The following is a 13,295-nucleotide window of genomic DNA, read 5'->3' as shown; positions in this document are numbered from 1 at the left end:
GTGACCGGGACACTAAGCTTGGGTTACTTAACGGTAGTTAGCATCACGCATCACCCTGGGGAGTGAGAGATCTTGGCGGGTTCTGCCGACTTCGACCTGTACCGCCCGGCCGAGGAGCACGACATGCTCCGCGAGTCGGTCCGCTCGCTCGCCGAGGCGAAGATCCTGCCGTTCGCAGCCGCGGTCGACGAGGAGTCCCGCTTCCCGCAGGAGGCCCTCGACGCCCTGGTCGCCAGCGACCTGCACGCCGTGCACGTGCCCGAGACCTACGGCGGCGCGGGCGCCGACGCCCTCGCCACCGTGATCGTGATCGAGGAGGTGGCCCGCGTCTGCGCGTCCTCCTCCCTCATCCCGGCCGTCAACAAGCTCGGCTCCCTCCCGGTGATCCTCTCCGGTTCCGAGGAGCTCAAGGCCAAGTACCTGGGCCCGCTCGCCAAGGGCGACGCGATGTTCTCGTACGCGCTCTCCGAGCCCGACGCGGGCTCCGACGCGGCCGGCATGAAGACCCGCGCCGTGCGCGACGGGGACTTCTGGGTGCTCAACGGCGTGAAGCGCTGGATCACCAACGCGGGCGTCTCCGAGTACTACACGGTCATGGCCGTCACCGACCCGGAGAAGCGCTCCAAGGGCATCAGCGCCTTCGTCGTCGAGAAGTCCGACGAGGGCGTCTCCTTCGGCGCCCCGGAGAAGAAGCTCGGCATCAAGGGCTCCCCGACCCGCGAGGTCTACCTCGACAACGTCCGGATCCCCGCCGACCGCATGATCGGCGCCGAGGGCACCGGCTTCGCCACGGCGATGAAGACCCTGGACCACACCCGCATCACGATCGCGGCCCAGGCGCTCGGCATCGCCCAGGGCGCCCTGGACTACGCCAAGGGCTACGTCCAGGAGCGCAAGCAGTTCGGCAAGCCGATCGGCGACTTCCAGGGCGTGCAGTTCATGCTCGCGGACATGGCCATGAAGATCGAGGCCGCCCGCCAGCTCACGTACTCGGCCGCGGCCAAGTCGGAGCGCGTCGACGGCGACCTGACCTTCTTCGGCGCCGCGGCCAAGTGCTTCGCCTCCGACGTGGCCATGGAGGTCACCACGGACGCCGTCCAGCTCCTCGGCGGTTACGGCTACACCCGTGACTACCCGGTGGAGCGCATGATGCGCGACGCGAAGATCACCCAGATCTACGAGGGCACCAACCAGGTCCAGCGGATCGTCATGGCCCGCAACCTGCCGTAACGTCCTCCCAGGCCGGAGGCGGATGCCCACATCCGTCTCCGGCCTTCGCACGCCCCGGATGGGCTAAATTTGGACCTTCGTACGCCGGAATCGGTTGGGGAGAACGCAATGACGGAAGCGATCCTGCTGGTCGGCGGACAAGGGACGCGCCTGCGTCCGGTGACGGTGAACACGCCCAAGCCGATGGTCCCGACGGCCGGGGTTCCCTTCCTCGCCCACCAGATAGCCAGGGCCGCGGCCGCCGGTGTCACGCACATCGTGATGGCCACCTGCTACCTCGCCGAGGTCTTCGAGCCCTACTTCGGCGACGGATCCGACTTCGGCCTCACCCTGGAGTACGTCGTCGAGGACGAGCCCCTCGGCACCGGCGGCGCCATCCGCAACGCCGGACGGCGCCTGACGGGCGGTCCGGACTCCTCCGTGCTCGTCTTCAACGGCGACATCCTCACCGGCCTGGACATCGCGGGTCTCGTCGAGGCGCACGAGGCGGCGGACGCCGACGTCTCCCTGCACCTGGTCCGCGTCGAGGACCCGCGCGCCTTCGGCCTGGTCCCCACCGACTCCGAGGGGCGGGTGCTGGCCTTCACCGAGAAGCCGCAGACCCCCGAGGAGATCATCACCGACCAGATCAACGCCGGCTGCTACGTCTTCCGCCGCAGCGTCATCGACGCCATCCCGGCCGGCCGCCCGGTCTCCGTCGAGCGCGAGACCTTCCCCGGCCTGCTGGCCGCCGGGGCCAAGCTGCACGGCGTCACCGAGAACACCTACTGGATGGACCTCGGCAAGCCCGAGTCCATCATCCAGGCCTCCGCGGACCTGGTCCGCGGCGTGGTCCCCTCCCCGGCCGTCCCCGGACGCCGCGGCGAGTCCCTCGTGCTGCCCGGGGCCGAAGTGGCGGCCGGAGCCAAGCTGTCGGGGGGCACCGTCGTGGGAGCCGGTGCCCGGATCGAGGCCGGTGCGGTCGTCCAGGGCAGCATCGTCCTCGACGGTGCGGTGATCGGCCCGGACGCCCAGGTGAGCGCCAGCCTGATCGGCGCCCGCTCCGCCGTGGGCGCGCGGACCGTGCTGGACGGCGCCGTCATCGGCGACGGGGCCGTCGTCGGGGCCGACAACGAACTGCGCGCCGGGGCCCGGGTGTGGTGCGAGGCGCAGCTGCCCGCCGCCGCCATCCGCTTCTCCCCGGACGCCTGACCGGAGTCCGGGGAGCGGGTACCGCCGCGGTCAGTTGCCGCGGACGGTGACCTTCTCGTCGTTCTGGATCTGCTTCACCAGCTGCTGCACCTTCGCCTTGTCCCAGACGAGGTTGCCGCCGCGCTGCCCGGAGATCGGCATGTTCATCGACACGCCGTCACCGCCGTTGACGCCCTTCATCGCGAAGAACATCTGACCCATGTCGTACAGGCCCATGTCCTTGTCCACGATCAGGGTGTCCAGTCCGGCGCCCAGCAGCGGGTAGAGGTCGAACGGGTTGAGGACCGTGGACGGGGTCGCCGCCTGGCTCGCCAGCGCCGACAGGAACTTCTGCTGGTTCCTCGTGCGCTGGAGGTCGGACTCGGCGAAGGCGTAGCGGGTCCGAACGAAGGCCAGCGACTGCTCGCCGTTCAGGGTCTGCTTGCCCGCCTTGAAGTCGGCGCCGGACTTCTCGTCCTTGAAGCCCTCCTCGATGTCCAGCTCCACGCCGCCCAGCGCGTCCACGATGTTCGCGAAGCCGGCGAAGCCGATCTCCGCGTAGTGGTCGATGCGCAGACCGGTGTTGTGCTCCACCGTCCGCACGAGCAGCTCCGGGCCGTCCTCCGCGTACGCCGCGTTGAGCTTGACCCGGCGGCCCTGCGCGGGGAACTTCTTGCCGGACTGGGAGCCGACGAAGGACGGGATCTCCACGTCCGAGTCGCGCGGCAGCGAGATCATCGTGTTCCCGCTGGAGCACTTCGCCAGGATCATCATCGAGTCGGTCCGCTTGCCCTCGGCCGAGCCCGTGTGGAGCTTCTTCTTCTCCTCGTCGGACATCCCCTCACGGCTGTCGGAGCCCACGATCAGGTACGTCGTGCAGTCGCCCTCCTTGGGGCGCTCGATGACCTTGGAGAGGTCGACCTCGCGGCGCACCTTGGAGTCGGCCCAGAAGTAGGTGGAGACCGTGGTCACCAGCAGCGCGGAGACCAGCACGACCGAGCCGATCTTGATCCGCCTGCGCCAGTCCGGCGCGGGACCGGGCGCGCGGCCGGGACGGCCGGGGCCGGAGGGGCCGCCGGGACCCGCCGGACCGCCCGGGGCGCCGCCGGAGGGCGCACCGTAGACCTGTCCGGTGTTGTAACCGCTGTCGTAACCGCCGTAGGTGTCGTGGCCGCCGGCCTGCTGCGGGGGCACGCCGTGCGCGGGCGGCGCGCCCGCCGGGCGCTGCGGGCGCGGGGGCTGCGCGGGCCGCTGCGGCTGCTGCGGCTGTCGCCGGACGTGCTGCATCCGCTGTACGCCCTCGGGCTGCGGCTGGGCGCTGCCGCGCCCGTAGCCGTCGTCACGACCTTCTGGCCAGTCATTCATGCGCCCTAGGATGCCTGCCCGGGCGTGCCGTCCGACAGCCCGGGGCCGGATCCGTACCGGGGCTGTTGCAGAGCTGATGCCTCTGGTACGGCTCTAAGGTGTCCGTATGACACAGATACCGGGCGAGCTGCCCGGGAAGCCGACCGCGGCCTCCCGTACGACCCTCAGCCACATCATGACCGCGAACGACACCAACCTCCTCGGCACGGTGCACGGTGGCGTGATCATGAAGCTGGTGGACGACGCGGCGGGCGCCGTGGCCGGACGCCACTCCGGTGGCCCGGCGGTCACCGCGTCCATGGACGAGATGGTCTTCCTCGCCCCCGTGCGCGTGGGCGACCTCGTCCACGTGAAGGCGCAGTGCAACTGGACCGGCCGCTCCTCCATGGAGATCGGCGTACGGGTCCTCGCGGAGCGGTGGAACGAGTCCACGCCCGCCACCCAGGTCGGCAGCGCCTACCTCGTCTTCGCGGCCGTGGACGCCGACGGCAAGCCCCGCCCGGTCCCGCCGGTGCTCCCGGAGACGGAACGGGACGAGCGGCGCTACCAGGAAGCCCAGATCCGCCGCACCCACCGGCTCGCCCGCCGCCAGGCGATCATGGCCCTGCGCGAGGAGCGGGCGGCCCAGGGCTTCGACGACTGACGTCCCCGCCACGGGCCCGCCCGGGCACGGCGGGGCCTACGTCCCGCAGACCACCTGGTCGCCGGTGACCACGCCGACGGCGCCCTGGTACGGGTCCTCCGCGCGGACCGGCACCACCTTGCGGTAGTCCGTGCCCGCGATCACCAGCACCGTCCGGCCCTGGCCCGCCACCGCCCGCAGCTCGCTGCCCGGCAGGGCGGTCGCCACCGAACGGGCGGAGCGGTCCCAGCGCGGGTCGTACGTGATCACCGTGCGCTTGACGTCGCGGCTGGCGCCGTTGCCCGGGGCCCCGGTGGTGTCGAAGCCGGTGGCGCGCAGGGCCGTGTCGACCCGCCCGCCGAGCCCGTCGATCCGGGTCCCGTTCTCCACCTGGACCCGGATCTGCTGGGGGGGCACGTCCACCGGCACGGCCGCGGGCCGGCTGCCGCTCTTCCCGGGCCGGGCCGGGGCCAGCGGGCGGTCCTCGCGCAGGGCCTCGAACAGCTTGGCCGCCTTCGGCTCGTCCCACTTCACGGTGGAGCCGATGCCCTTGAGGCGGAACGAGGGGTCGCCGATGGGCACCGAGGCGAACTCCGAGGAGGAGGGGGTGAAGTCCCGCATCGCCTGCCCGAGCGCCAGCATCTGCTCCGAGCCGAAGTCCCTGTCGGCCCGCACCGAGCCGAGCAGGGTGGAGCTGACCTCCTTGAACTTGACCGGGTTCAGCAGCACCCCGCCGCCTGTCGCCTGCTTGATCAGGGCGGCGACGAAGCGCTGCTGACGCTGCATCCGGCCCAGGTCGGAGGCCCCGTCCACATGGCGCGAGCGCACGTACTGCAGGGCCTGGCCGCCGCTGAGGCGGTGGGTGCCGGGCAACAGGTCGAGGCCGGTGTTCGGGTCACGCATGGTCTTGGCCGTGCAGATGTCCACGCCGCCCATCGCGTCGACGGTCTTCATGAAGCTGGTGAAGTCGACCTCCAGATAGTGGTCGATCTTCACCCGGGTCATGTTCTCGACGGTCCGCACGGTCAGGTTGGGGCCGCCCTCCGCGTACGCCGCGTTCAGCCTCAGGGAGTGGGCCCGGTGCGCCTTGCCGGTGACCAGGTCCCGGTGCGCGGGCACCTCGGCGTAGCTGTCGCGGGGCAGGCTGACGACGCTGGCCCGCTCGTTGTCGGCCGACAGGTGCACCAGCATGATCGTGTCGGTGCAGTGGCAGGGCGCGCCGCCCAGGCGGTACTCGCGCTTCTCCTCCGGGGTGATCTTCTCCCGGCCGTCGGTGCCCACCAGCAGGAAGTTCAGGCCGTGCCCCGCCCGCGGGCGGTTCTTCATGTCCTTGAACGGGTCCACCCGCTCGATCCCGGTGTCCAGGCCGGTCATCACGGCGTGGCCGACGGCCCCGGAGCCCAGCACCACGACCGACAGCCCGGCCGCGAGCCGCACCCCCCACCGGGGGCGTTCGCCCCGACGCCGGGCCGGGCCGCCGGCGCCGCCGCCGCGCCGTGCGCGCTGCGGCTGGGACGGCCCGGCGGGACGGGTGGGACGGTGCGGCTGGGGCACGGTGGACACCTCCGCGGGAGCAGCAGGGAGACCGGTCGAGAGACGAGTCCGATTCAGCTGATTCGACAGAACAGTAGGCCCATACGATCAGCGTTTGTCCTTACCGATCACTCGGCGCGCACCCGGTTCCCCCGTACGCGGTAACGTGACACCGATACCCGACCTTGAAGGACCACATGCCCGCCCAGCAGCCCGCAGTCTCGGTGATCATGCCGGTGCTCAATGAGGAGCACTACCTCCGCGATTCCGTCCGCCACATCCTGGAACAGGAGTATGCGGGCGAGATGGAGGTGGTGATCGCACTCGGGCCGTCCACGGACCGCACCGACGAGATCGCCGCCGAACTCGTCGCCGAGGATCCCCGAGTCCACACCGTCCCGAATCCCACCGGCCGGACCCCGGCGGCGCTCAACGCCGCCATCAAGGCTTCGCGTCACCCGATCGTGGTACGCGTCGACGGCCACGGCATGCTCTCGCCGAACTACATCGCCACCGCCGTCCGCCTGCTGGACGAGACCGGGGCGCAGAACGTCGGCGGGATCATGCACGCCGAAGGCGAGAACGCCTGGGAAGAGGCCGTCGCCGCCGCGATGACCTCGAAGATCGGCGTCGGCAACGCGCCCTTCCACACCGGCGGCCAGGCGGGCCGGGCGGAGACCGTCTACCTCGGTGTCTTCCGCCGCGAGGCGCTGGAACAGCAGGGCGGCTACAACGAGGAGTTCATCCGCGCCCAGGACTGGGAGCTGAACTTCCGCATCCGCGAAGCCGGCGGCCTGATCTGGTTCTCGCCGGAGCTGAAGGTCCAGTACCGCCCCAGGCGCTCCGTCAAGGCCCTGGCCAAGCAGTACAAGGACTACGGGCGCTGGCGGCACGTGGTGGCCCGCTACCACTCGGGCTCCATCAACCTGCGCTACCTGGCCCCGCCGACCCTCGTCTGCGCGCTCGCCGCCGGCGTGGTCGTGGGCGTGGCGGTCACCCCCCTGGGCTTCGCCGTCCCGGCCGGCTACCTCGCCGCGATCGCCGTGGGCTCCGTACCGGCCGGCAAGGGGCTGCCGCTGAAGGCCCGGGCGCAGATCCCCGTCGCCCTGGCGACCATGCACCTGTGCTGGGGCTTCGGCTTCCTGACCAGCCCGCGGGCCCTGGCGGACAGGCTCATCGCGACCCGCCGCCCGGCCGTGCACCGGGACTCCTCGCAGGTCTGACCCGCACGTCGGGACGTACGGAGGGGCCCGGCACGGAGACGGTGTGAACCGCTTCCGCGCCGGGCCCCTTCCGCGTGCTCCGAGGGTCCGGGGGACCCGCTACCAGGTGAAGCCCGGCTGGATCGGCATGCAGGCCTTGTCGTTGTCGCCGTTGAGCGCGTGGGCGGACGTCGGCGCCACGGTCGGCGCGGGCGGCGGCGCGGCCGGCGCGTCGCCGGTCCGCCAGTCCTTGCCGACGAACAGGACGATCCCTGCCACCTGGTCGGACTTCTGCACCGAGGCGGCGGGCAGGCCCAGCGCCGTGGCCACGGCCGCCGCGTCGGCCGCCTGGGCGTCGGTGGCGAAGCGGACCACCGTGGTGTCCTCGGCCCCCGTCTGGGTGTCCGCGGCGGCCTTGGTGAAGCCCTTGGCGGCGAGCACCGCCGCCACGTCGTTCGCCCGGTTCCTGACCCTGGCCTGGGCGCCGTCCTTGCCGCCCGTGGAGTTGCGGACGCCGACCACGATCTTCGCCGGCGGGGCCGCGGGGGCCGTGGTCGGGGCGCTGGTCGGCTGCGGGGCCGGGGCGGACGGGCCACCGCTCGCGCCCGGCGAGGGGGAGGCCCCGCCCTCCGGGCTGCCGGAGCCCTTGCCGTCGAGCGCGATGTCCTCGCGGACCATCCGGAACAGGTCCTCGGCCTCGCCCGCCATGGGCTCGACGCGTCCGTCCATACCGGGCTTCGTGCTGTACACCCAGGGCATGGTGGTCATGGTGATGCGCCCCGGCGGAACCTTCTTGAGCTCCATGCTGAGGTCGTACAGCTTGTCGATCTTGTTCAGGCCGGTGTCCACGACCATGGCCTGGATCGCCGCCTGCGCCAGGCTGTTGAGCTTCACCGGGTTGGTGAGCTTGGCGTTCTTGCGGAACTCCCGGGCCATCGAGTTCATGTACTGGTGCTGGGCGTGGGTGCGCCCGATGTCGGTGCCGTCCTCGAAGCCGTAGCGGGTGCGCAGCCACTGCAGGGCGACCTCGCCCTGGATGATGTTCTCGCCCTTCGGCAGCTTCAGGCCCGAGCCCTTGCCGTCACGGGTGCGGGAGTGCACGTTCTGCTCGACGCAGACCGGGACCCCGCCGATGGCGTCCGCCATGGACACCACACCCTTGAAGTCGATCATCATGAAGTGATCGATGGGGATCTTGGTCAGCTCGATCCACGCGGCGACGGTGCAGCCCGGTCCGCCGCGCTGGAGGGACTCGTTCGTCTGGACGAGCCCCTTGCTGGCGGGGTACACCTTGCCGCCCGGCTCGGTGCACTTGGGCATCATCACCATCGTGTCGCGCGGCATCGAGACCACGGACATGTTGCTGCGGTCGGCGGACAGGTGCAGCAGCATCTGCACGTCCGCGAGGGGCGGGCCGTCGAAGGTGTTCGTGGCCCCGCCCAGCGCCTGGTTCTCCGCGTCGTTGCGCGCGTCGGAGCCGATGAGCAGGATGTTCAGCGGGGTCTGCCCGAAGGCGTTGGGCTTGGAACCGCCCAGTTTGGTCTCGCCGAGGTTCAGCGCGTCCGTCTGGATGCTGCCGTTCAGATGACGGTAGTAGAGGTATCCGGCCGCCGCCGTCCCGAGTATGAGCAGGGACAGGACGGAGGACACCCAGCGCAGCACGCGCCGCCGCCCCCGCCTGGTGGGGCGCTGGCGGGCGGCCGCACGCCGGACGGCTCTGGAGCCGCCCCGTGGTGCGGGCACCACGCCGGGCGCGTCCGCCCCGTCGCCGGGTATGTCCCCGGCTGCCTGGGCGGTCGCCCCCTCCCCCCGCACGCTGCTGTGCCTCACGCGTCCCCCCTCAAGATCCTTCTTGGTCGTCTGTGTGCCGGTACGACCGGCTGCGTGCCGCTATTTGGCGCAGACCGCCTTGTCGGCCTGGGCCTGCTGGACGTCCTCGGGAAGCTGCTGCGGGACCGGCGCCCCGAGCGGTGCCCCCGGCTTGTCGAAGTCCGGACCCAGCGTCAGCTTCATCGGGGCCTTCGCCGCCGCGTCCGCCGTCCCCATCTTCAGCGCGGTGGCCGGCAGCCCCAGGGCGTCCGCGAGCGCCCGGGCCTGGTCGGCCTGGTTGGGCGCGTACTCCAGCTGCGTGGCACCGACCTTCGCCGGGGCGTTGCCCTGGTTGCTGGACTTGGACATCCCCTTGGTGTTCTGCAGCCAGTTCAACGTGGTGGAGGCTGCGCCCGAGGGCCCACCGCCGTTGTAGACGCTCACCCGCACGTCCGCCGCGGCCGCCCGGTTGCCCTGGAGCAGCGCGTCCTGCTGGGCCTTCGCGTCCGCGTCGGCCGCCTCCTTCGCCGCCTGCTCCTTCTTCTCGACCTCCGTGAGCGAGACGTCCCCCCGGATCATCTGCAGCAGCGGGTCGGCCAGCGACTTCTCGACGACGACGGTCGCCTTCTTGCCCTCCGGCTCGGCCGGGTTGTCCTTCACGGGCAGGGTGGTGAAGGTGACGTTCTTCGTGTCGATGTTCTTCAACTCACCCGCGAGGTCGGTGAGTTTGGAGATGGACCCGATCCCCGAGTCCACGCCCAGCGACTTGGTGGCCGCCTCGGCGAGGGACAGGAACTTCTTGGGACTGGTCAGCGTCTCCTTGGACTTCATCTCACGCATCATCGAACCCAGGAACTGCTGCTGGATCCTGATCCGGTCGAGGTCGCTGTTGTTGCCGAAGCCGTGCCGGGTACGGACGAAGGCGAGGGCCTGCTCGCCCTCCAGCCGGTGCTCGCCGGGGCCCAGCTTGAGGTGCGAACCCTCCTCGTCGTTCACGGCCTTGTCCAGGCACACGGGTACGCCGCCGACCGCCGTGCTCAGCGTCTTGACGGCGTTGAAGTCGGCCATCATGAAGTGGTCGACCTCGATCCCGGTGAGTTCCTTGACCGTGCGCATGGTGCAGCCCGCGTCCCGGCCCTCCTGGCCCAGGCTGGTGTTGAAGCGGGTGTTCCTGACGGGCGGGATCGTCTTCGTCGAACCGTCGGGCTGCTTCGTCGGGCAGGCCGGGATGTTGGTGATCAGGTCGCGGGGGATGGACAGCGCGGTCGCGTTCGTCCGGTCCTTCGAGACGTGGAACAGGATCGTGGTGTCGGCGTGACCGACGCTGTCCTTGTCCCCGTAGCCCTCGTTGCCGGCGCCGCTGCGCTTGTCGGTCCCGATGACCAGGATGTTGATGGCCTGGTCCTTCTTGAAACCGCCCGTGCCCGCTCCCGCGACGTCGGTGACGCTCAGGTTGCCGTTCAGGTGGTCGTAGTAGAGGTACGCCGCCGTGGCGCCGCCGACCAGCAGGAACGCCAGCGTCCCACTGGTGATCAGCAGCGCCTTCTTACGGCGTCCACCGCCACCGCCGCCCTTGCGGGTGCGTCCGCCGCGCCGGCCGCCGGGGGGGCCGTCGCCGCGGCGGGGCTTCGGTACGCCGGGGGAGGGGGCGGTGGGGGCGGCAGGGGCCGAGGCCGACCTGCGGGGCGCGGCGACCCTGGGCCGCGGCTGCGCCTGCGCAGCGGAGTCGCCCAGTTGCAGTTCGTAGTTGCCTGTGCGGGGATTGAGCACCCACTGGTCGGCGGGGTCGATCTCGTCCGCCCGTCCACGGCTTTGCGCATCCACGGTTGCTCGAATCCTCCGTCGGTGCCTCGCGACGCGCCTCCCCCAGGCGCCCGGTCAACGATCCGGCTGCTGGCGCCCGGTCTCTGGTCCGGCCGGGCACCGGATCGCTCACCCTATCCGCCCTGTTCGGCCGCAAACCATGCTGGTGACAAATTCCACTCCCCTTATAACGGGGTGAACCGCCCATCCCGCTCGGTTCGGTCACCGGCTTTTGGGATTGCTTTACCGGCAGTCGGCGTTCTCCGCCGTGGTGCCGGTGAAGGTGGGGACGGGAACGGGGGGCGTCACGGTTCCGCCCGTGGCCGTCCCTTCCGTCGGCTCCGCCGTGGGCTCTGCCGTCGTGGCAGGTCCGGTGCCGTCCGTGGGCTCGGGCGGGGGCGTGGTCGAGGGGGTGGCGGAGGAGGTGGGCGCGGGGGTGGCCGAGGACGCGGGTGTGGGGGAGGTCACGGGCTCCGGCGGGGCGACCGTCACCGGCTGGTCGGTCCGCAACTGCTGGAACAGCCGCGCCGCGTCCGGCTCCGCCAGCTCGTCCCGGTTCGGGTCGGCGGCGTAGGGCCGGCGGGGCACGGTCAGGAACTTCACCTGGTCCGTGGGTATGTCCCGGATGCCGCGCACGAGTTCGTACAGGCCGCGCAGCGAGGCCAGCCCGGGGTCCGTGGTCACCGAGGAGGTCGCCGCGTCCAGCAGCGGGTACAGGCGCCCCGGATTCAGCAGTACCCCGTTGCTCTTCACCTTCTTGACGAGCGAGCCGAGGAACTGCTGCTGGCGCTCCATCCGTTCGGTGTCACTGCCGTTGCCCAGGCTGTACCGGGCCCGGACGAAGCCCAGCGCCTGCTCGCCCTGGAGGGTCTGCCGCCCGGCGGCCAGCCGCAGCTTGGCCTCGGAGTCGTCCATCGGCTCCTTGAGGCAGATCTCGACCCCGCCGATGGCGTCGACCATCTTCTTGAACCCGCCGAAGTCGATCACCATGTGGTGGTCGACGCGGATCCCGGTGAGCTTCTCCACGGTACGGATCGTGCAGGCGGCCCCGCCCCACTGGAACGCCCAGTTGAACTGCGCGAACCGGTCGCCGGTGCGGCTCCCGTCCGTCTGCAGGCAGGGCGGGATCTCCGTCATCAGGTCCCGCGGTATCGACACCGCCGTCGCGCTCCTGCGGTCCTCCGGCAGGTGCAGCAGGATCGTGGTGTCCGAGCGCTCGGTTCCCCTGTCCTGCCCGTACGGGGCGTTGTCCTTGCCGGAGCGCGAGTCCGAGCCGATCAGCAGGATGTTCTGCGCGCCGGTGGCGAGGTGCGCCGGCCGTTCGCGCTCGTAGCGGCCCAGCTCGGCCGCCGCGGAGGTGTCCTCGGTGATGTTCCCGTCGAGCTTGTTGTAGAGCCACCAGCCGGTGGCCGCCCCCGCCAGGACCAGGAGGGCCAGCCCGAGGCCGATCCAGCGCAGCAGCCGGCGCCGGCGGTTGCGCGGGGGCCGTCCGGCTCCCGCGGCCCCACCGGTGCCGCCCGGTATGCCCGCGCTGCCCGTCACTGGCGTCCGTCCCCTCGCCGCTACGACCTCAGGCCCGGCCGTACGGGTGAGTGCGGCCACTGCCGATCCTGCCCCCGCGCCGCCGGGGCAGCCTGGGGGCGGGGGTCTGTCTAGGGCCGTCCGGGTGACAAATCGCCCGTTCCCGCGGTTGAGCAGTGTGGGTGACGGGTGCGGGTACGCACCGCTTGACGGCCCGGGCGGGGAGGCCGGGCCGGCCCGGACGCGGCTACACGGTGTGGGTGACGCGCTCGCTCTCGGTCCGCTGGGCCAGCCCCTGCGCCGACAGCCGGTCCAGGTTCCGGCACAGCACCACGGACCCGCCCGCGGCCAGCGGGGCGTAGAGCCCGGCCGAGAGCCCGTCCCAGGTGTCGTAGCCGCGCCCGGTCAGCACCCGCGCCTCGGCGCCGAGGCCGAGCTTCGCCGCGTCCTCGCGGGCGCGGGCGGTGAGCGCCGCGTACGAGAGCTCCTCGCCGCCGACGACCAGCCCGGGGTCGTCGGCGTTCACCGGAGCGAAGGGGGCGAAGCGGTCGCCCTGGCCCGGCACCTCCACCGCGTAGTCCGCGTACCCGGCCGGCGGCGCCTGCGGGAAGCGTCCGCCCAGCGGCCGCAGCGCGAGCGCCATCCGCTCGCCGCGGCACGCGAGACCCTGCTCCAGCGTGTCCGGCCCGCTGACGACGAGGTCCGCACCGGCCGGATCGCCGCCGATCTCCGCCACGACCCCGACCGAGGCGCAGGCGAGCAGCCAGACCGCGCTCTGCCAGTGTGCCGGGAGCAACAGCGCGAGCCGGTCGCCGGGCTCCGCGCCCAGGTCGCCCTGGAGCAGATTGGCGGTCTTGGCCACCCAATTGGCGAAGGTCGCGACGGACAATTCGACGCGCTCGCCGGTGGCGTCGTCGTAGAAGGTGACGAGCGGGCGGCCCGGATCGGCGGCGAGCGCGGATCGCAGCAGGTCGGCAGGGGTGCGGTCAGTGGCGTTCACCCGGCACAGGGTACGCGGGCCCGTCCCCCGTACGGGGGCC

At 71.6% G+C, this 13,295-nt stretch carries 10 protein-coding genes; 4 read left to right on the top strand and 6 right to left on the bottom strand.

Annotation, left to right across the window (positions count from 1 at the left end; genetic code table 11):
- Positions 1–72 precede the first annotated feature (72 nt).
- Positions 73–1,230 (top strand): acyl-CoA dehydrogenase family protein, encoded by a 1,158-nt coding sequence (locus ACFYP3_RS16530; protein ID WP_030387007.1) that lies wholly within the window; start codon positions 73–75, stop codon positions 1,228–1,230.
- A 108-nt stretch (positions 1,231–1,338) separates the two neighbouring features.
- Positions 1,339–2,421: a sugar phosphate nucleotidyltransferase gene (locus ACFYP3_RS16525; RefSeq protein WP_388832290.1), complete on the top strand. Its 1,083-nt coding sequence runs from the start codon at positions 1,339–1,341 to the stop codon at positions 2,419–2,421.
- 30 nt (positions 2,422–2,451) lie between these two features.
- On the opposite strand, the gene ACFYP3_RS16520 is transcribed toward ACFYP3_RS16525, so the two are convergent.
- The gene (locus ACFYP3_RS16520) at positions 2,452–3,765 is read right to left on the bottom strand and encodes an LCP family protein (protein WP_388832287.1); all 1,314 of its coding nucleotides are present in this window, start codon (positions 3,763–3,765) and stop codon (positions 2,452–2,454) included.
- Positions 3,766–3,871: 106 nt separating this feature from the next.
- On the opposite strand from ACFYP3_RS16520, the gene ACFYP3_RS16515 reads away from it, so the two are divergent.
- Positions 3,872–4,408: an acyl-CoA thioesterase gene (locus ACFYP3_RS16515; protein WP_388832285.1), complete on the top strand. Its 537-nt coding sequence runs from the start codon at positions 3,872–3,874 to the stop codon at positions 4,406–4,408.
- Positions 4,409–4,444: 36 nt separating this feature from the next.
- Here the strand turns inward: ACFYP3_RS16515 and ACFYP3_RS16510 are convergent, their stop codons facing one another.
- A complete protein-coding gene (locus ACFYP3_RS16510) occupies positions 4,445–5,824 on the bottom strand; it encodes an LCP family protein (RefSeq protein ID WP_388832628.1) in 1,380 nt (459 codons plus the stop codon).
- A gap of 293 nt (positions 5,825–6,117) precedes the next feature.
- On the opposite strand from ACFYP3_RS16510, the gene ACFYP3_RS16505 reads away from it, so the two are divergent.
- Complete coding sequence (locus tag ACFYP3_RS16505) at positions 6,118–7,143, top strand: glycosyltransferase family 2 protein (protein ID WP_388832282.1); 1,026 nt, start codon at positions 6,118–6,120, stop codon at positions 7,141–7,143.
- Between the two features lie 99 nt (positions 7,144–7,242).
- On the opposite strand, the gene ACFYP3_RS16500 is transcribed toward ACFYP3_RS16505, so the two are convergent.
- From ACFYP3_RS16500 to ACFYP3_RS16485, 4 genes are all read right to left on the bottom strand, one after another.
- Positions 7,243–8,952 carry an LCP family protein gene (locus ACFYP3_RS16500; protein WP_388832279.1) on the bottom strand — a complete coding sequence of 570 codons (1,710 nt, stop codon included), beginning with the start codon at positions 8,950–8,952 and terminating at the stop codon, positions 7,243–7,245.
- A gap of 60 nt (positions 8,953–9,012) precedes the next feature.
- Entirely contained in the window at positions 9,013–10,755 is a 1,743-nt protein-coding gene (locus tag ACFYP3_RS16495; protein WP_388832276.1) for an LCP family protein, read from the bottom strand.
- Positions 10,756–10,977: 222 nt separating this feature from the next.
- Complete coding sequence (locus ACFYP3_RS16490; RefSeq protein ID WP_388832273.1) at positions 10,978–12,276, bottom strand: LCP family protein; 1,299 nt, start codon at positions 12,274–12,276, stop codon at positions 10,978–10,980.
- A 226-nt stretch (positions 12,277–12,502) separates the two neighbouring features.
- The gene (locus ACFYP3_RS16485) at positions 12,503–13,255 is read right to left on the bottom strand and encodes a TIGR03089 family protein (protein WP_388832270.1); all 753 of its coding nucleotides are present in this window, start codon (positions 13,253–13,255) and stop codon (positions 12,503–12,505) included.
- Positions 13,256–13,295 lie beyond the last annotated feature (40 nt).

This window comes from Streptomyces sp. NPDC005533 (assembly GCF_042871845.1).
Lineage (GTDB): Bacteria > Actinomycetota > Actinomycetes > Streptomycetales > Streptomycetaceae > Streptomyces.
The sequence above is the reverse complement of the archived record's forward strand: the minus strand, read 5'-3'. Positions and strand labels throughout refer to the sequence as shown.